At 29.9% G+C, this 20,492-nt stretch carries 18 protein-coding genes; 1 reads left to right on the top strand and 17 read right to left on the bottom strand.

The features are described 5' to 3' along the window. Window positions 1-89: 89 nt before the first annotated feature. From FNZ64_RS03860 to murI, 6 genes are all read right to left on the bottom strand, one after another. Entirely contained in the window at window positions 90-3,617 is a 3,528-nt protein-coding gene (locus FNZ64_RS03860) for a S8 family serine peptidase (protein WP_479723883.1), read from the bottom strand. Between the two features lie 170 nt (window positions 3,618-3,787). Beyond that, the gene (locus FNZ64_RS03865; protein WP_142413536.1) at window positions 3,788-4,456 is read right to left on the bottom strand and encodes a helix-turn-helix domain-containing protein; all 669 of its coding nucleotides are present in this window, start codon (window positions 4,454-4,456) and stop codon (window positions 3,788-3,790) included. Between the two features lie 26 nt (window positions 4,457-4,482). Continuing rightward, window positions 4,483-4,911, bottom strand: coding sequence for a DUF3783 domain-containing protein (locus FNZ64_RS03870; RefSeq protein WP_142413537.1), 429 nt, complete (start codon window positions 4,909-4,911; stop codon window positions 4,483-4,485). Next, window positions 4,886-5,407 carry a peptidylprolyl isomerase gene (locus FNZ64_RS03875; RefSeq protein ID WP_142413538.1) on the bottom strand — a complete coding sequence of 174 codons (522 nt, stop codon included), beginning with the start codon at window positions 5,405-5,407 and terminating at the stop codon, window positions 4,886-4,888. Before FNZ64_RS03875 ends, FNZ64_RS03870 begins: the two co-directional genes overlap by 26 nt. Before the next feature lie 262 nt (window positions 5,408-5,669). After that, entirely contained in the window at window positions 5,670-6,137 is a 468-nt protein-coding gene (locus FNZ64_RS03880; RefSeq protein WP_142413539.1) for a hypothetical protein, read from the bottom strand. 87 nt (window positions 6,138-6,224) lie between these two features. Beyond that, window positions 6,225-7,001, bottom strand: coding sequence for a glutamate racemase (gene murI, locus FNZ64_RS03885; protein WP_142413540.1), 777 nt, complete (start codon window positions 6,999-7,001; stop codon window positions 6,225-6,227). A gap of 380 nt (window positions 7,002-7,381) precedes the next feature. On the opposite strand from murI, the gene FNZ64_RS03890 reads away from it, so the two are divergent. Then, the gene (locus tag FNZ64_RS03890; protein ID WP_142413541.1) at window positions 7,382-7,891 is read left to right on the top strand and encodes a zinc ribbon domain-containing protein; all 510 of its coding nucleotides are present in this window, start codon (window positions 7,382-7,384) and stop codon (window positions 7,889-7,891) included. A gap of 56 nt (window positions 7,892-7,947) precedes the next feature. Here the strand turns inward: FNZ64_RS03890 and FNZ64_RS03895 are convergent, their stop codons facing one another. The 11 genes from FNZ64_RS03895 to gcvPA form a co-directional block, all read right to left on the bottom strand. Then, window positions 7,948-8,484: a TDE2712 family protein gene (locus FNZ64_RS03895; RefSeq protein ID WP_142413542.1), complete on the bottom strand. Its 537-nt coding sequence runs from the start codon at window positions 8,482-8,484 to the stop codon at window positions 7,948-7,950. A gap of 163 nt (window positions 8,485-8,647) precedes the next feature. After that, window positions 8,648-9,178 carry a hypothetical protein gene (locus tag FNZ64_RS03900; protein ID WP_142413543.1) on the bottom strand — a complete coding sequence of 177 codons (531 nt, stop codon included), beginning with the start codon at window positions 9,176-9,178 and terminating at the stop codon, window positions 8,648-8,650. Between the two features lie 176 nt (window positions 9,179-9,354). Continuing rightward, the gene (locus tag FNZ64_RS03905) at window positions 9,355-10,725 is read right to left on the bottom strand and encodes a sensor histidine kinase (RefSeq protein ID WP_142413544.1); all 1,371 of its coding nucleotides are present in this window, start codon (window positions 10,723-10,725) and stop codon (window positions 9,355-9,357) included. Beyond that, a complete protein-coding gene (locus FNZ64_RS03910; RefSeq protein ID WP_341472623.1) occupies window positions 10,712-11,428 on the bottom strand; it encodes a response regulator transcription factor in 717 nt (238 codons plus the stop codon). The genes FNZ64_RS03905 and FNZ64_RS03910 overlap by 14 nt, the downstream gene beginning before the upstream one ends. A 191-nt stretch (window positions 11,429-11,619) precedes the next feature. Then, the gene (locus FNZ64_RS03915) at window positions 11,620-12,366 is read right to left on the bottom strand and encodes a peptidyl-prolyl cis-trans isomerase (protein ID WP_142413546.1); all 747 of its coding nucleotides are present in this window, start codon (window positions 12,364-12,366) and stop codon (window positions 11,620-11,622) included. A 122-nt stretch (window positions 12,367-12,488) separates the two neighbouring features. Then, window positions 12,489-13,520 carry a PTS sugar transporter subunit IIC gene (locus FNZ64_RS03920; protein WP_142413547.1) on the bottom strand — a complete coding sequence of 344 codons (1,032 nt, stop codon included), beginning with the start codon at window positions 13,518-13,520 and terminating at the stop codon, window positions 12,489-12,491. A gap of 415 nt (window positions 13,521-13,935) precedes the next feature. Further along, window positions 13,936-14,778, bottom strand: a complete 843-nt coding sequence (locus FNZ64_RS03925) for a response regulator (RefSeq protein WP_142413548.1) — start codon at window positions 14,776-14,778, stop codon at window positions 13,936-13,938. Next, the gene (locus FNZ64_RS03930) at window positions 14,759-16,072 is read right to left on the bottom strand and encodes an ATP-binding protein (RefSeq protein WP_142413549.1); all 1,314 of its coding nucleotides are present in this window, start codon (window positions 16,070-16,072) and stop codon (window positions 14,759-14,761) included. Before FNZ64_RS03930 ends, FNZ64_RS03925 begins: the two co-directional genes overlap by 20 nt. 236 nt (window positions 16,073-16,308) lie before the next feature. Next, window positions 16,309-17,541 carry a serine hydroxymethyltransferase gene (locus FNZ64_RS03935; RefSeq protein WP_142413550.1) on the bottom strand — a complete coding sequence of 411 codons (1,233 nt, stop codon included), beginning with the start codon at window positions 17,539-17,541 and terminating at the stop codon, window positions 16,309-16,311. A 160-nt stretch (window positions 17,542-17,701) separates the two neighbouring features. Continuing rightward, on the bottom strand, window positions 17,702-19,150 hold the full coding sequence (gene gcvPB / locus FNZ64_RS03940) for an aminomethyl-transferring glycine dehydrogenase subunit GcvPB (protein ID WP_142413551.1): 1,449 nt from the start codon (window positions 19,148-19,150) through the stop codon (window positions 17,702-17,704). After that, window positions 19,151-20,491, bottom strand: a complete 1,341-nt coding sequence (gene gcvPA / locus FNZ64_RS03945; RefSeq protein WP_142413552.1) for an aminomethyl-transferring glycine dehydrogenase subunit GcvPA — start codon at window positions 20,489-20,491, stop codon at window positions 19,151-19,153. Between the last annotated feature and the right edge of the window lies 1 nt (window position 20,492).

Genomic DNA, 20,492 nt, shown 5'->3' on the forward strand with positions numbered 1-20,492 from the left:
TAAATAATAGTTCAGTATTTAAAATTTACTAAATAGATTTTTCTATATTATAATAACCATCATTAAAATAATTCTAGTTTAATATAGTATTAAATAGTTTCTATATTATTTAATATACGATTATACAATTCCTGTGGTATATTTATAAACATACTTTCACTATTTTCTTTACTATATTCCATATCCAAGCTTCTCATATTTTGAAATACTCCTTCTAAATCTAACTTTCCATATCCCCATTCTTTATTTGGATATATATCACCTGGTCTTTTGCTTGTACCTCTTATTAAATAAGTTCTTATTTTAGTAGAATACATAGTTTTATCTCGTCCATCTACAATACCCCATTGTAGTAAAAGAGCAACTGCACCTGCCAATACAGCACTAGCAACGCTTCCTCCTGTAACTGTTGTTAAGTTATTTCCTTTCCCTAAGGTAGCAACGCTAACTCCTCCTGTAGCTAAATCAGGCTTTATCCTGCCATCTCTTGTAAAACCTCTTCCTGAAAAAGCTACCATGGTATTGTTATTTTGATTATACACAGAAGTAGCTATTATATTTTTACTTGTACTTGGTATAGTTAAAGTAATATCACTATCTGGCTTTATAAACCTTGTCTCTTGCTTTATTAAAGACTTTTGTGGAAGCCATATATTATAAGTACCATCAACTATAGAATCCCCTGTAAGTCTAATTAACCATATTCCTCCTCTAATATTTTGTATATTAACTAAAATAAGCTCATCCCCTGTAGCCTCTTCTGGAAAATAGTATGTTACACTTACACGGCTTCCTTCAAATACAAATTGAATCTCCTCAGTTTCCTTAAGTTTCGCAGGAATCTTCTCAATAACCTCTCCACTTGGAGATACTAATCCTAGGGAAACTTTATCTGGTTTGTTAACCCATACTTCAAAGGTTAAATTCTTTTCCTCATCATCTACTTTTAATTCTACTGTTCTAGTTTCTCCTGTATACTTTATTTGACCAGATGCATGGGTACTATTATCCCCTTCATTTCCTGTAGAAGTTACTACAACAACTCCTCTTGTTTTAGAAATTTCATCTATATATCTCTCCAAAATAGAACTCCCATCATGAGCACCCATATTAGTGCCTAATGGAATATAAATTACCATAGGCTGATTAAGAGATTTAGCTACTGATATAAGATAACGTATTCCTAAAATTAAATCTGTACTACTATACACCTGAAAGTTTAATTGTGAAGAAATTCCTTGATTTTCTAAGGTGATTTTTTTAGCTCTTTTTAACTTTACACATACAATTTCACTATCCGGTGCTGCTCCAATAAAACTAGTTCTACCTGCAATTAAGCTTGCCATATTGGTACCATGACCTATATCATCTTTACTTGGAACAATTGCATAGGGATCCTTACCTGCCTTTTTAGCATTAATAGCCTCATTAATCTTCTCCCTTTTATACTCGGTACCAAAATTTCTCTCCCCACCTTCAGTGTTTATGGTTTGATCCCATATGCTAAATATCTTAGATGTGCCATCCTCATATATAAAATCAGAATTTAAATAATCTATTCCTGTATCAACCATACCTATTAATACCCCCCTACCTGTTAGGTTTAAAAAAGGGTTTTCATGAAATTTAGATATATTTGCGCTTTCTAAAGGTGAAATATCATTTAAGGTGTATATGGTATTCCTCTCCATATATATTATTTCAGGTACCTCCCTTTGTAACCTTCCCTCCTCTCCACTTTTTACAGAAACTACAGCATAATTTTCATCTAAAATAAAAGCACAGCCATAATCCTTATTAGCTAATGCTTTTACTATATCCCCATCATATTCCACAATATAACTATTAAAATTTTCATCTATATATTCTTTTCCACAAGATTGCCTATTTAATACTTCCCTTTTCATTCTTAAATTCCCCTCTCCAATCCAAATTTGAAAGGCATTATAAAGACATAGATTTCCATACCCCCATAGTGAATTAGGATAATTAATATCCTTTCTATCTCTTTTAGCACCTTTTAAAACATAATATTTTAATCTTTCACCATATAAACTAGAATCATTACCTTTTACAAGTCCCCATTCAGTAAGCAAAGCAACACTTCCTGTCACCTCTGGTGTTGCCATGGAAGTTCCTGAAAGACTATCGAATCTTCCCCCTGGTATAGAAGACTCTATGTTTTCTCCTGGGGCAACTATATCAGGTTTTACTGGGTTTAAGCCATTTCTCTTTCCCCTACCCGAAAATGTAGATATATTATTAGTTACACTATTATAACTTCCAACAGTAATTGCATTAGAAACAGTACCTGGTATACCTAAAGTATTATAAGGGTCTGGGTTTAAAAACTTAGTATTCCTCCCTAAGCCCTCAGAAATCGGAAGCCAAATATCATAATTTCCCTTAATATCACTTAGATTATTTAAATTCATTTCCCAAGTGCCTGAAGTTACAAATCTCCTATTATTTTCTAGTATAATTAATATTTCTCCATTAATATTAAAGGAAGTAGGTCCTGAATTATATATATAATAGTTGTCCTCTCCTAATCTTCCCGTAAAATAATCACCCTTACTTATATCTATAATCCCACTACTAAGTCCTGCAGGGTTTTTAATTTCTATACTTATATCATTAGTAAAATCTTTATATAACTGTAACTTTATCAGGGGCTCTTCTGCATCAATATTAAACTGTATTTTATTATTTCCTAAATCCCCTCCAACATGATGTCCCGCATCTCCCTCATTTCCAGCCGCAATTACAAAACTTATTCTCTCTAAACTATTTATGGTTCTTATATAAAGTTCTAAAAGACTATTCCCGTCATGTGCTCCATCATTAGTGCTAAAGCTTAAATTTAATACAAGAGGCATATTAAGCTCTTTACTCCTATCAATTAAAAATTTTATGCCCTCCATAAGCTGAGTACTCTTAGAGTAATTCACCTTTCCTTCCCTAGTCATTTTAACCATAGCAATAGAGCTCTCATACGCAGGTCCATAATACCTTTTATCAATTTTCCCTCCTCCACAAGCAATGCCAGCTACATGGGTTCCGTGCCCAATATCATCTCTTTGAGTAACAATACTATAAGGATTGCTACTTTCTAATGCCCTGTTGATATCAGCTTCATTCCAAACTTTACTTCCATTAACATCATATATATATTTTATTCTAGTCTTTCCCTCTAAATCTCTAAAGGCAGGGTGGGTATAGTCTATGCCTGAATCTATAAAGCCAACCAAAACACCTTTTCCTGAAAGATTATAAGAATTCCAAACTTCATCTACACAAGAAGCCTTATTACTTATAGAAAAACTAGTATATAAAGTTTTAGGTAGTTCTACATATATAATTTCATTTATCTTGCTTATATCATCTAAATTTTTAATAGAAATATTTATAATCCCAAAACCATAACCTAAGTATTTAAAAGTTCCATTAAGTTTTTGAATTTTATCTGCTACAACTTTGTTATCTCCATTTATTAAAACAACTAACTCTAAATTACTAATACCCTCCTTTTCATATTGAAGAAGTTTATTTCTTATTCCTTCTGGAATTCTATTTAGCAAATTTAAAAATGCACCTGAATTTTCTATATAAATCACCCTTAAAATTAATATTATATTTATACTATGTCTACATTGCCCTCAAGTTTACTGATTTTAAAAATGGCGTACATTTTTAACTCAGATTAGGATTTAATCTTTGAGATTACACTAATTCTAGAGCATACAAAAAGAGAGAAGTACTCTTTTACTTAGTACTTCTCTCTTTTTTATAATTGAACTTTAAGCCATATTAATTTAGCTAAAACCTTTACTTCTTTTTTGTTAACAGAATCTGTCGTCAATTTTCCTCTGTGACTTATTAATAAAAGTTTTTCATGGTCTAGATTTCTAATTTGTCTAACCGCTCTTTCATTTCCATACTCCACTAGATAAATTCCGTTGTTTTGTATCTCTGAAGTTACAAAGGAAAATGCTAAGTCACCACTATGAATCCTCATACTAAGCATTTCATCTTCTTCTATCTTTAAGAACATTACCTTATCTACGCTAAAACCTTCTATTTTATTAGACATTACTGGCATATCAATAGACCCTAAAGGTTTTTTCATAGAATAATCATAGATAGGCACCTTCTTTATAACTGAACTAAAAGCATCTGACCAAACTTCATTGACCTTTTTTAAAGCTTCTGTAGGAGATTCTTTTATAGGCTCATTATCTTCAAATCCTGCTTCAACATTAATGTAGTCTTCTTGCATATCCTCTTTGAAGAGTTTAGTTAGTTTATTTATTAAGGCTTCATTTAATATTTTTTTACCTAGTTCTACATCTTTTATAAAGCTCTCTGAAACTCCCAATTTCTTTGCAAGTTGCTTTTGACTTAGTTTATTTTTTTCTCTTATAGATAATATCTTACTTCCTACTCTGTTTTGCATATATTATCACCTCGAATATATGTTAACTACTTGTTGTTTTTCTTAAACCATTCTCTTTCTTCTACAAGGTGCTCTAATAGATACTTAAACTCCCACTCTATAGAAGTTGGAGTAACTACTGCTAATATACAGCTAAGCTCCTTATTAATTCTTATATCCTTTATTATTTTATTTAACTCTTCATCTCCAAAGTTGTGGAACAATATAAGCTTTTCATCTTTAAAAGCATTGAATTCTTCCTCATTAACTGGAGCACTTGCTATATTTCCATTTATAATATCATCTATTTTATTTCCTACATTATCCTTCTCCACTATTTTAATAATAGCATCATAATCACTACATATCTTAGAAAGCTTATCCTTTTGAGCTTCATTAAAGCCAAAGACAATAATCTCTTTCTCCATATTCATATAAATCATTTCTCCTTTAAGAAATTTTTTCTGGTTCTCCATACTCCTCACCAAAAGTCTCCACAGTAACTTCTTGCATTACTTGATCCTCATATGGTCTATCACTTCTATCTCTCTTTACTGAAACTATTTCTTTAGCTACTTCTAGTCCTTCTGTAACCTTACCAAAAGCTGCATAATTATTATCTAGATGAGGTGAATTAGCTACCATAATGAAGAATTGACTTCCTGCAGAATTAGGATCCATAGTTCTTGCCATAGAAATCACGCCTTCTGTATGTTTAAGGTCATTTTTAAATCCATTAGATGTAAATTCACCTTTTATAGAGTGTCCTGGGCCACCCATACCTGTCTTTTCTGGACAACCACCTTGAATCATAAATCCTGGGATAACCCTGTGAAATATTAACCCATTATAAAAACCTTTTTGAACTAAGCTTACGAAGTTTTTAACTGTATTTGGTGCTACCTCTGGATATAATTCAACTTTCATTGTTTTTCCATTTTCCATCTTTATTGTTACTATAGGATTTTTCATATTATCCACTCCCTAATAAATTTCGTTAGTGTAAAGTTTTTCACACTATATTTTATATATGTTTTAATTAATATATCTTTTATTTAATAAAATTTTAAACACTTGTTTTAAACTTTATTTCATAATTATAATTATACCCAAATATAATTATAACACAACAACCTAAAACACAAAATATACCATTTTAAAAGAGAGTATAAACTCTATAAGGAATCATCTTTACTCCATAGTTTTAGTGAGATTAAAATAAAGGATAGCTAAATTAGCTATCCTTTATTGAATGCACTTCAAATTTTATTATACAATTCACTTCCTCTAATGGTTTGAAAAAAGTAATCCCAAAACTTCCACCTGGAAGTATTATGACAAAATCATCCTTTAAAATCTCTACTGCATTATCATGTTTAGATGTTAGGAGATCCAATTCTTTTAATTCCATTATATCTTTGTTATTCTCCTTAGAGTTAAAATAAACATTTAACTTTTTTTCTCTTATATAAGGTTTTTCTTTTAAATCCTTGCTAGAAAAAAATATAACTTTTTTTAATTCAGTGTTTATTCTATAATCATTATTGATTATCTTCATATTATGAATTATATATATTTCATTACTATTACCTGGATTGTTTATTATTAACTCTTCTATTCTGTATTTTTCTCTTAATTCAATTTTATCAAATGTTTCTTCCTTTTTAGGCTTAAAATCTTTTCCAAATAAAAACACCTTCATGCTTAATCACCTTATTTCTAAAAGTTAGTCTACTGTAATTTATTCAAAAGCATAAAGATGTGTTAACTTATTCACTTTTAACTTTGGTTACTTTAAATTTAAAAGCTTTCTACTTAGTTCTATAGGTAGGTTTCCTTCTATAGAATTATAAATCTCCACCTTGCCACCCTTTTCTGAAACTCTTTCAATCCCTTTAGAGTGTAGAACTCTTTGTAATTGCATTGCTGTACCATAACCTCCATGAATTACAGGAACCTCTTCCCCAAGGACTTTCTTTATTGTATTCTCCACAAAAGGAAAGTGGGTACAACCTAATACTACTGCTCCAATTTCTGTTTTATCGTACTTACCTAGTTTTTCTCTTATATATTTTAAGACTCCCTCGCTTTCAGTTTCTCCTTTTTCAATAAACTGAACTAATTCAGGACAAGGTAGAGGAACTATATCTGTATCCGATTTATATTGCTCATATAAATCTTTAAATTTCTTTTGAGCCAGGGTTATAGGAGTTGCCATTATAATTATCTTACCATTTCTCTCTAGTTTTACTGCTGGTTTTACTGCTGGTTCTATGCCAACTATAGGCATATCTATGTATACCTTTCTTAAATCAGAAATAGCAGAACTAGTAGCTGTATTACAAGCTATAACTATGGCCTTTACTTCCTTGCTTCTAAGAAATTCAACAGCTTTAAAAGTTAATTCTTTTACTTCCTCAACAGACTTTGTTCCATACGGCGCATTTTTAGAGTCTCCAAAATATATATAATTTTCTTTGGGCATTATTTTTAAAGCTTCCATAAGGACACTAAGTCCCCCTAGCCCAGAATCAAAAAATCCTATACTCTTATCTCTTTCTTCCAACTTCTACACCACCATAAATTCAAGAATATACTGCTCAATATAATTATTACTTCATAAAATATATTTTTCACATATTTAAATTATACATACATATTAATTATAATACAGTATAAATAATTTTGTAGTATTTCTTTAACAAAGTTTTGTTTTTTTAATTATCTATGTTAGTGAATAATGAACTTCTAAAACTTGATTATATGTGATTACATAACCACTATATAAAGAAAAATGTCTAAGGAAACTTAAATTTAAAACAAAATTTAATTATTTTAAAATAAATTTTAATTATTTAAAGATAGTTATATAAATTCCCTAATTGTTTATGCTATAATATGTTAATAATATAAATTTAATATAAATTTTTAGAGGAGTGAGATATCATGGCACTATTTAAAAAAGAGGAATTAAAAGATGCTTTTTCTAAAATTTCAGTATCTGCTAAAGATGCTGCTGAAACTGTATTAAAAGCTACAAAAGAAGGTGCAAACACAGTAGCTAAAAAATCTAATGAATTAGTTCAAGTTTCAAAATTAAATATGTCCATATCTTCAGAAGAAGGAAAGATAGAAGAATTATATAGGGAAATCGGTAAATCTATATTTGAAAAATTTGATAATAATGTTTATATAGATCCTGATTTAGTACCTGTTTGTGAGAACATAAAAGGACACCATAATAATATTTCAGAAATGAAAGAAAAAATTTCTGAACTTAGAAATGTAAGAACCTGTGCGACTTGTGGAATTGAAATTTCAGAAGACACTAAATTTTGTTCAAAGTGTGGAGCTGAACAACCAAAAGAAGAAGAGTACTCTCCTTGCGATGAAGAATTTTGTAATACTGAAAATATAGATAGCGAAATAGAAGAAACTAAAAGTGAAGAAAATTAGTTAAAAGCTCTAGGACAACCCTAGAGCTTTTATTTTTATACAATAGCTATTAATATTTATTTACTTAAAAGTTCTTTTAATTTTTCTTCTACATACTGGTTTATTTCTTTATCTTGTATTGTTACACTATCATCTATTAGGCTTGGTTTAACCATAAAAAAGTTTATTAATAGTCTGTTTTCTTTTATAACATATTCATCCATATGCATTGGTGAGAAAATAACTTCTAATTCTTCATATTTTTCTGCACCCTCACAGTTTTGTAACTTTTCAACTAAACAGTCTAAGTTTAATTTCTTAACAGGTTTTATCATGGCATCTTTGTATTCCATGTCTTCCATTATCCACATGTTATAGTTCCAAAATCTTTTTTCCTTCTTATTTCCTGTAAGTGGTTCTCTATTTTTTATTGCACTTAAAGTTCTTCTAACAGATTCTTCATTAAACTCTTCATCATATATACAAGTCATAGCTGGCATTTGACCTACATCGTGAAAAAACTGTTCTGCTACATTCTCTTTCTCACTAGCTGCTTGCCAGAAAAAGTTCATTGCTTCTATAGCATCTAAATTTTTCTTTATAGTTTTTAACATTGGTTACTTCCCCCTTTGATTGTGATTACACTTTTACCCTTGTGAAGTATATTATATAAAGAAATTATATACCCTACATACACTTTATTCAAGGGAAGTAACCCTATAATATTTACCTCAGTAATTATTTACCTCGTATCTATTAGATAATTGTATTAATAAATTACATAGTACAGGATTTATTTCCTTTTCCTGTTCCCCTATGTTCACCATTACCTTTAAAGTGTCCTTTTCCTTTGTTTTCTCCTTTATTGCCTCCATTATTGAAGTTTTCCTTCATCCTTTCTTTTATCTCCTTAGCTTTTTCACTGTCTAGTTTCCCAGCCTTTACTGCTTCATCTATAGCTTTCTCTTTAGCAGCTAATACTTTTTTTCTAAAATCTTCTTCAGATATATTTTTTCCCTTCATTAAATCTTTTAAATTTTTGCCTTCATTTAAAGTTTTAGTAATCTCAGCCTCACTTACCTTATACTCTTTAATTAAAATATCCTTTGCAAAATCAAAACCGCGTTTCCCTATAACTTTTCTAAATCCATTACCATTTTCTTTATTCTTATTAACATTATTAACTACTGCATTGTTAGTTTTATTAGAATCTTTTGAATTGGTATCTGCATAAACATTTGCCCCTATTCCTGTCATAACTGTTATAGCTAAAGCACCAACTAATAATTTTATTTTCTTATTCATCATAATATATCCCTCCAAATTTATTTTTATTTAAGCTTTGTTAGATACTTTTGTCCATATGATATTTACATAATCATATATGGACAAGTTTTTAGAATTTCTTCATTTTTGTTTTTCTCTAACATAGCCTTTATTTATATTGTAGTTATATATTAAATAAAATTTTTGATGAAGTTTTGTTATAATTGTGATGAATTTGTGAAAACTTCACTACATGCTATAAAATAAAATTCTGATCCTTCATTCACTTTACTCTCTACTCCATATTCGAATCCATGCAATTTTAAAATTTCAGCACTAATAGGTAATCCTAATCCCATACCTCCTTTTTTAGAATGCTTATAATATCTATTCCATATATCCTTTAGCATTTCTTCATTTATTCCTATACCTTTATCTTTTACATAAACTTTAACCTTATCATTTAAGGTGTCTTTTATAAAAGAAGCTCCCAAAACTATTGCTCCTCCCTCGTTAGAAAACTTTATACTATTAGTTATGAAGTTTTCTAAAACCCTAGTTAAAGCACTCTTATCTCCTTTTATATATACTTCTTTATTCCATACTTCAACATTCAATATAAATCTTAGTCCTTCTTTTTCTATAATTGGCTTACACCTTTTAAAAACTTCACTCAGCAAGTCCTTTAAATTTATATTTTCCTTACTTATTTCTACCTCGCCAGCTTGATATTTAGAAAGCTGAAGTACATCTTTAACCAGTAGATTTAACCTATCTACTTCCCCAATAATATATCTAGAATATTTTTTTGTATCCTCATTACTAAAAATCCCATCCTCTATACCTTCACTATAATTTCGAATTATGCTTAATGGTGTTTTAAAATCATGGGATACATTTGCTATAAATTCTTTTTGCATCCTATTTTTATACTCTAACTTTTTCATCATCTTATTTAAGCTCTTCCAAAGTTCACCTATTTCATTATCTTCTAATTCAACATCTTTATTAACTTTTAAAGAATCAAAATTTTCATTACTAACCTCTTCTGCATAATCTTTTAAAACAACTATAGGCTTTGTGAATTTTTTACCTAAATAATAGGCTATAGGAAAACTTATAAGTACCCCCATAAATAAGACTATAGCTAAAACTAAATTTAAAATTTTAATATAATCATTAACAGGAGCTTTATCCTTTAAAACTACTATATTTCCTAATTCCGATGTCTTATTATAAAAAAGTACGGCATTATTATTTTTATCTTTAAACTCTCCTTGTTTATAATTTAATATATAAGGTATTTTTCCTTTAAAATTTCCACCTTCCATTAAGTTTTTATGTGCTTTTTTATTTAAATATATAATTTCTCCATCCTTTGTGATTATAAAAGACCTATATGCTATATTTTGTTCTTCTCCACTTTTAAGCATAGTATAAACTTCTTCAGAAGCATCCTTTAATTCTTTATACTGATTCATAATATAATATTTACTTAAGAAGGCACTACTTAATAAAAACCCTATTAAAACAGTTAAAACTATAATAAACAAAAAATATCTTAATAATTTAAATTTAATCTTTTTCATAATTATCTTCTTTCTCTATTTCAAATTTATATCCTACTCCCCAAATAGTTTTTAAATTTTCTATACAAAATCCTAGTTTTTCTCTTAAGTTTTTAACATGAGTATCTACGGTTCTTGTATCACCTTCAAAATCATATTCCCATACTTTATTCAATAAATTATCTCTTTTAAATACTATATTTGCATTTTCAATAAGAAAAATTAGTAAATCAAATTCCTTAGGAGTTAAACTTATTATGTTTTTGTTTTCAATTACCTCTCTTTTCTTCTTATCTATATGAAGATTACCTAGAGATATTTTGTCTTCGTCTCCACTAGCAATATAATGTCTCATCCTAAGTTTTACCCTTAAAATAAGTTCTTTCATACTTAAAGGTTTTACCATATAATCATCTGCCCCAAGTTCTAAGCCAAAAATTCTATCCTCTTCTTCACCTCTAGCTGTAGTCATTATTACGGGAGTGTTTTTATGAGTTTTTTTTATTTTTCTGAGCAATGACCAGCCATCAATCTTGGGCATCATAACATCTAATATAATTAAGTCATATGTTTTATCCTGAATTAAATCTAGTGCTTCTTCTCCGTCAAAAGCTTCACATACTTCATAATTTTCTCTTTCAAGATACAACTTCATTATGTCAGCTAACTTTTTTTCATCTTCAATAATAAGTATTTTTTCATAAAACTCTCCTGTAAATATAATTTATCCAATAACTATTCGCTCTAATACTTCCTTTCTCTTCAAAAGCATAGAAAAGAGTAACTAAGTTCCTAGATAAGGATTTATAAACTTCGTAGGAATAAAGAGTGCTCCTAAAGCTTATACTTTGTTTATTATATAAAAATAGCACCTAATTTAAAATTAAGTGCTATTTTTATATGATTATAATACTACTATTTAATTATTTCAACTGTATATTTACCTTTAAGTTCTTTAGCTTTTTCTAAATACTTATCTTGTTGTTTTATAGATAATACTGTGCTTTCTACTTGTGGTTTAACTTCTTCAAAACTCATAACTCCTGATGGAGTTTTTTCTGTTACCTTTATTATGTGATATCCAAATTGAGTTTGAACAGGTTCACTTATTTCTCCGATTTCCATTTTAAACGCAGCTTCTTCAAATTCAGGAACCATTCTTCCTCTTGTAAATGCACCTAAATCTCCTCCTGCACTACTAGATGGACAACTTGAATGTTCTTTTGCTGCATCTTCAAAAGATGTACCTGCATTTATTTTATTTATAATATCTTTAGCTTCTTCTTCAGTTTGTACTAGGATGTGGCTTGCTCTAACTTCTTCTGGTTTATTGTAGTCATCTTTATGAGAGTTATAGAAGTTCTCTACCTCTTCTGGTGTAACTACAGCTTCTGCTAAAACTTTTCTTAGAGCATATTGTTTTAAAGCTGATTTTTTCATTTTCTCTAATTCTGCTTTAAATTCTTCTTCTTCAGAAAACTTATTTTCTACTGCTTCAGTATAAAATAACTCTTGGTTTATCAACTCTTCTAATAATCTCTCTTGTCCTTCTGGTGAATAAAATTGCATAGCAACTTGAGGGTCCAAGCTTCTTATTAATAAGTTTATATCCATATCAGTTATCTCTGCACCATTAACTCTTGCTAAAACTTTTTTTTCCATAAATGTTCTCCTTTAATATATAAATTTAATCTATTCTATCATAACAAAAAACCATTTCCATGTCTAACTAATACCAAAATTAAAAGTCCCTATTTATAATAGGAACTTTAATTAGTTAAATATTAAGCAACATTCTCATTAGTTTTATTTTCTAATTTTCCTTTATTTCTTAAACCTTTAAATATAGTACCACCAACAAGACCAGCTATGGAACCACCTATAATAGCAAAAATTAAAGCCATAATAACATTTTTAGGACTATTAAACCCAAAAGGTGCTAATAAACCTGGTATTGGTGATGCTGTTCCTGGTGCATTGTTTATAATCTTAAAATAAGCTGCTGCAAGACCAGCAAGTCCTCCTCCAAAGAAGTTTGAACAGTATATTGGAATTGCATTGGTAGTTACTATATCTGCTTGAGTTAAAGGTTCTAGCATAACAGCTATAGTATTACTCCTTTCACCAAGCTTTAGTTTGTGAAATATCAAACCATTAGTGAAAGACCCACCTACACATGCAATAGCCGATATACCCATAGCAAGTCCTTGAAGTCCAAGCATTGCTGTTAATGCCATTGAACTTAAAGGTGAAGTACAAATCATCTTCATTATTCCTCCAAGTAGGAATCCCATAACAAAAGGAGATTGTTCAGCTGCAACTGAAATCATTTGTCCAATATTTATTAAAGTTGCATTTACAATAGGATTTACTCCTACAGCAATAAGTCTAGCAAGTGGTGCTAAAAGTAATGCTCCTAATATAACATCTAACCCTTCTGGTAACTTTTTCTCTAAAATTGGTCCTATTAGTCCTACCACATAACCTGCAATAAATCCTGGTAATATACCATAATTACCTAAAGCTACACCTGCAGCTACTGCATATACAGGGCTAACACCCATATTTATAGACACTAATATTACTGCTGCTACTCCTCCAAGTCCCCCTGAAGTTGCACCAACGGTTCCTAGAAAATCAACATGAAGTAAATTACCACTAATATACTTATGAATTGCTTCTACAAGGAAAGTTGCTACAGCTGCATTAGCAAGTCCTGACATAGCTTTCTGCCCTTTAGGCATTTTCAAGCTAAATACAGAAAACAAAGCAAGTGTAAAGATTAATAAACCTATACCTTTAATAATAGTAAACATATTACTATCCCTCCAGTTTATTCATCTCTTTATTGCCTTAGGAAACTTCTATCTCAGCGCCCGTTACTTATTCAAATTTTCCGACAATTCACATTTAACTTTATCTTTACTTCTTTACTTTGATATGATATGATATATGTGGAAAAATTCAAATAGTAGTATTTAGCTGTGCTGCAACACATCTAAATACAATAATATTAATTAATCCATTATAACTTTATAGAATTTTCCTAAAAACATTAAAGATTAAAAATTTAATTTTTATTATTGATGTTTCTTATAAAAAAATTGTGATTAATGCATAATCACAATTTTTTTAATTAAATAGAGTATAAAATATGTACTTCACTAAATTACATGAAGTTTCATTTTATTTTGAAAAAATTTTTTGAAAACTTTAATTTGTTTCATTTTGTTACTTTTCACAATAAAAAACTAAGCCATTCATAAATTTCTTAATACTTATTTTACCCCTTATCTTGCTTTTGCCTCTTATATAATCCATTTCTTTTTTTATCTGTTGAAAATTATATAAACCATTAGAGTATTCAACAAATATCTCATTCATATAGTCTTCTAAACCTAGATTAGCAAGATTTATCATTCCTACATTAGCAGTTCTTCTTATTCTTTGTTCCACAGACTTAGGGTTATCCGAAAACATAGAGCATAGTTCTTTCATTGTATAATCTGACATACTCTTATTATTAGAAATTAAAAAATCAACTATATTAATAATATCATCGCTTCCTATTTCCCCCATTATACCTACTCTCTGCATTAACAATTTAAGTTTGCCTATATGTTCTTTTTCCTTAGGCATAGGATTAGATTCTACTACAGTATCATTACTATTAAACATACTTTGAATTTTACTTAAAGTTCTGTTCATTTCAATTGACTGTATTAAATTTCTTAATACCCTCTCAACCTCTATGGCATTTACAGGCTTATTTATATAAAATTCTATACCACTTTCATAAGCTTTTGTTACCATCTCTTTGTTAGTAACTTGAGACAACATAATAAATTGAATGTTCGGAAGTATCTTTTTAGCCTCTGATACAAGAGTAATGCCATCTTTGCCTGGCATAAGCAAGTCCACAATTACTATATCAGGCTTTAATATAGAAATCTGCTTTAATCCATCTATCCCATTTAAACTACTTCCTACAACTTCACCTAATTCTTTATTCTCAATAATTATTTTTAAAATTCTTACCACATTTATATCATCTTCAACTATGAAAATCTTCATTTTTATCTTCAAAATCCTCCTTGTCTAAATAAATCTGAAACTCAGTTCCTTCTCCCTTCTTAGAATAAACATATATTTTACCACCCAAAACATCTTCGATTATTTCTTTAACTAAGCTCAAACCTATACCTCTATTAACTTCACCAGTATTATAGTTTATTTTAGTAGAATATCCTGGGGAGAATATAAACTCTAAGTCCTCCTCATTGATACCACATGCATTGTCTTTAATAGTAAACAAATGTTTGTTATCCTTAATTTCTTGTTTAAAAATTATTTTATTTTCCTTTAAATCTTTTCCATAAGCATCCACTGAATTAGTTATTAAATTTCTAAAAACCGACATGAGATAATAATGTTTTTTTGTGTAAAAATTATCTTCATATGATATTTCTAATTTTATGTCTTTTCCTCTTCTGCTTATTTCATCATTCATACTTTTCTCTAATATGTATATCATATCTTTAAAGTACATACCTTCATTTTTAAACTTATCAAAGGTTATTTCCCTAACACCCCTAACTACTAGCGCATATTCCTTTTTTATTTCATGAATATCTTTAGCAATGGTTAGTGCTGAATCAGCCCAAGTCTCTCTTTCTTTCTCTAAATTAATATTTTCGAAAAGTTTATATGCCTCAGTCATAGTTCTCTCTATATGATGCATGTTTTTTTCCATCCAAAAAACTTCTGACTTTAGTTGAGAACTTAAAATTAACAATTTCCTATATCTTTCTTCATGTTGTTCCTTTACTAAAAGCATTGTATACAGCTTAATAACTTTTAAAATAAACCAAATAAGAAAAGATCTTAATAAAGCTACGGCTACCAATCCTATATGTACTTTAAAATTTAACAAAGTAGAAGGTTGTCTAAATATAACTTCAACTATATTTGCTAAATAATCCGTTAGAACTAGATTTAAAAATAATTGATTTAAATCAAAAGTCTTATTTTTTTTATTAAAAATCCAAAAAAAGATACCATAGAAAAGATAAAAGAAAATTTCCGGGAAATATGCTAAAGCAACGCTTGAAACATCACCTTTAGTAAAAAAGTATATTATAAGCCTCCATATGTAAACTGCAAAGGAAGTTGAGAACGCTGTTTTAACAGTACTAACATCATTAAAGTAATATAAAAATAAAGGAAATAAAATTATAGCAACAGAAACCCTAAAATTAGGAAGAAGAAAATAAAGATGCATTTGAGATGCTAGCGCAACACAAATTGAAATTAAAATTATTTTTTTGGAGTTACTTAATTCTCTGCCTTTATTGTATATGTTTATCATAACTTCACCTTTTATATAATTAAATTAGTCCCATAAAATTATACCATATTTATTGCAAATTATTTTAATATAATAAAATTTAATAAAGTGAGTAAATACCATAAACATTATGAATATACTCACTTTTTAGCAGTTAGTCAACCCCCGTAAACTTTTACAAGGGTTAACTTAACATATATAATTATTTAGGAAACTTTTATCATATATAATTATTTTTTAATTTTTATACTTTTTTATTATTTGTATAAAGGAATTCTTTTACATATGTTATGAACTTTTTCTTTTGCAGGTTCTAAATCCCCTTCTTTATTTTTAATTACATAGTCAAGTATCTCTGCTATTTCAACCATTTCTTCTTTTCCAAATCCTCTAGTTGTTACAGCTGGAGTTCCTACTCTTATACCGCTTGTAACAAATGGACTCTCAGTTTCACCTGGTACTGTATTCTTATTTACAGTTATCCCAACTTTCCCTAAAAGTGCCTCCATTTCTTTTCCAGTTATGTTCTTATTCCTTAAATCTATCAATATTAGATGGTTATCTGTGCCGCCTGATACAATTTTAAATCCTCTTTCTATAAGGGCATTTGAAAGTTCTTTTGCATTTTCAACAACTTTTTTCATATAAACTTTAAAATCTTCAGACATAGCTTCTTTAAAACAAATAGCTTTTGCTGCTATTGTATGCATTAATGGTCCACCTTGGATTCCTGGGAAAATAGATTTATCTATTGCTTTAGCAAATTTTTCTTTGCAAAGAATTATTCCTCCCCTAGGCCCTCTTAAAGTTTTATGAGTTGTAGATGTTACAAAATCAGCATATGGTACCGGACTTGGATGAACTCCTGCTGCAACAAGTCCTGCAATATGAGCCATATCTACCATAAAGTAAGCTTCTACTTTATCACAAATCTCCCTAATTCTTTTAAAATCAATAATTCTACTATAAGCACTAGCACCTGCAACTATTAGCTTTGGCCTTTCTTTCATTGCTATTTCCTCAAAAGCCTCATAATCTATATATCCATTTTCATCAACACCATAAGCTATAAAATTATAAAGCTTTCCAGAAAAATTAACTGGACTTCCATGGGTTAAGTGCCCACCATGAGATAGATCCATTCCTAAAACCTTGTCTCCAGGCTCTAAAATACTAAAATAAACTGCCATATTAGCTTGAGACCCAGAGTGGGGTTGAACATTAGCATGCTCTGCTCCAAATAACTCTTTTAATCTTTCTCTAGCTAGATTTTCTGCAACGTCTACACATTCACAACCGCCATAGTATCTCTTAGCTGGATATCCTTCAGCATATTTATTTGTTAATGGAGATCCCATAGCTTCCATAACAGCTTTACTTGTAAAGTTTTCAGAAGCTATTAATTCTATGCCTTCCTCCTGTCTTCTAATCTCAGCTTGAATTGAGTCATAGATTTCTTTATCAAAATTTTTTACATTTTCAAGTAACATTTTAAAAACCCCTTTCTTATTTATAAGCCTAGTGATTTTATTTCGACTTTTAAAATATAATAGTAAAAACTGGTATCAGTTGTATAAAAGCAAACCGTGATTATAAAATACTACTATATAATCACGGTTTAGAAAGCTACCCTCAAATACCTAAATTAACCTACTCACTCCAAGTTAATATTGGATTCCTTGCAGCAGTAGCTTCATCTAACCTTCTAACCGGTGTATTATGTGGTGCCTCTTTCAATATTTCTGGTGTATTTTTAGCTTCCTCACTAATCTTAATTAGTATATCTATAAATTCTTCCATAGTATCTAGACTTTCAGTTTCCGTTGGTTCTATCATCATTGCATTATCTATTATTAATGGGAAATAGATTGTTGGTGGATGATATCCATAATCTAAAAGTCTCTTTGCAATATCTAAAGTACTTATTTCTGAATCTTTGCCGAGTCCACCTAAGACAAATTCATGTTTACAAACTTTGTCTATTGGTAGATAGTAGTTTTCTTTTAATCTTTCTTTCATATAGTTAGCATTTAAAACAGCTACTTCACTAACTCTCTTTATACCTTCAGCACCCATAGTTTTAATGTATGTGAATGCTCTTACAAGCATTCCGAAGTTGCCGTAAAAACCTTTTACTTTACCTATGGATTCAGGTTTATCATAGTTTAAAGTATAACCATTTTCACACTTTTCTACTATAGGAACAGGTAAAAATTTAATTAACTCTTTTTTTACACCTACAGGTCCACTTCCAGGTCCCCCTCCTCCGTGTGGAGTTGTGAAGGTCTTGTGTAAATTTAAATGAACTACATCAAATCCCATATCTCCTGGTCTTGTTATACCCATAATGGCATTCATATTAGCTCCATCGTAATAAACCAATCCACCAGCCTCATGAACAAGATCAGCAATTTCTTTTATGTGTTCTTCAAATAAACCTAGTGTACTTGGGTTTGTAAGCATTAATCCTGCAACATCCTTATCTAGGGCTTCTTTTAAACTATCTATATTAACAGAACCATCTTTATTTGATTTTATCTCAACTACCTCAAAACCTGCAACAGAAGCACTGGCTGGATTTGTACCGTGGGCTGAATCTGGAACTATAATCTTATTTCTATTAGACTCACCTCTACTATCATGATAAGCCTTAATTAACATAAGTCCTGTTAACTCTCCATGAGCACCGGCAGCTGGTTGTAATGTAACTGCATCCATACCAGTTATTTCTGATAACATTTCAGAAAGCTCATGCATTAATCTTAAAGACCCTTGAGTTGTTTCCTTTGGTTGATAAGGGTGTACTGTTGCAAACTTCGGTAATGAAGCCATATCTTCATTTATCTTAGGATTATATTTCATTGTACAAGATCCCAATGGATAAAATCCAATATCAACACCATAATTCTTTCTTGACAATAAAGTATAGTGTCTTACAACATCTAACTCACTTAACTCCGGTAAGTCAGCATCTTCTTGTCTACAAGAGTTCTCTGGTAGTAAGTCCTTAATGTCTAAGTCTATATCACATGAAGGTAGTGAATAAGCCTTTCTTCCTTTACTTGAAAGTTCAAATATTACTTTATCATAGCTATTCATTTATATCACCTCCATACTTTTAACTAGATTATCTATTTCTTCCCTAGTTCTCTTCTCAGTTACACACAATAAGAAGGAGTTTTTAAGTTCTGGATATTCTTTCTCTAAGTTAAATCCACCTAAAATTCCTTTGTTTAAAAGTTCTTTATTTAAATCCTCTGCATTTTTATTACCAACTAATGCAAATTCATTAAAGAAAGGTTGATTGAATAAAGGTTTATATTTCCCGCTCTTTATAAGTTCATTATGTGCATAGTGAGCTTTCTTAAGACTTTGCATAGCCACTTCTTTTATTCCTTCTTTTCCCAAAATGCTACAATAAACAGCTGCTCCAACTGCCATTAATCCTTGGTCTGAACATATATTTGAAGTTGCTTTTTCCCTTCTTATATGCTGTTCTCTAGCTTGAAGTGTTAGAACAAAAGCTCTTTTCCCATCTACATCCTGTGTTTGTCCAACTATTCTGCCTGGCATCTTTCTTGTTAACTTTTTAGTTACGTTCATAAAGCCAAGGTATGGCCCTCCAAAGTTTAGTGCTCCTCCTAGACCTTGAGCATCACCTACTGCTATATCTGCACCATATTCTGCCGGTGTCTTTAGTACTCCTAAGGAAATAGGTTCCACACTCATAATTAAAAGCGCCTTAGTCTCATGAGTAATCTTTTCAACTTCTTCCACAGGTTCTATAATTCCAAAGAAGTTAGGATTTTGAACTATAACCCCAGCAGTCTCTTTATTGACCTTGGATTTAAGTTTCTCAATATCTGTTACTCCATCTAACATGTCAACTTCTTCTACATTAAATCCGTTAAATCTTCCGTAAGTTTTAAGAAGCTTTCTTGTTTCAGGATGAACTGTCTTAGAAACCACTATATTTTTTTTCTTTGTTGATGCACAAGCTAGCATTGCTGCTTCTGCACATGCTGTTTGTCCATCATACATTGAAGCATTTGAAACTTCCATGCCGGTTAATCTTGTTATCATGCTTTGAAATTCAAATATAGCTTGAAGAGTTCCTTGACTTATTTCAGGTTGGTATGGTGTATATGAAGTATAAAACTCTGCTCTTGATAAAATGTGTTTTATTACAGAGGGAATATATCTATCATATGAACCTGCTCCTAGGAAAGAAACTAATTCATCACTTCCTATGTTTTGGTTAGAGATTTCTTTTATTAATGAAGAGACCTCTAACTCTGACTTTGGAGCTTCTAAATCTAATCTTCTATTTAATTTTACGTCCTCTGGAACATCACTAAATAATTCTGCTACTGAGGAAACCCCTATGGTCTTTAGCATTTTCTCTTCATCTTGTTTTGTTAATGGTATATATGGAAACATA

Origin of the sequence: Hathewaya massiliensis (assembly GCF_902143515.1) — a bacterium.
GTDB classification, from domain to species: domain Bacteria; phylum Bacillota; class Clostridia; order Clostridiales; family Clostridiaceae; genus Hathewaya; species Hathewaya massiliensis.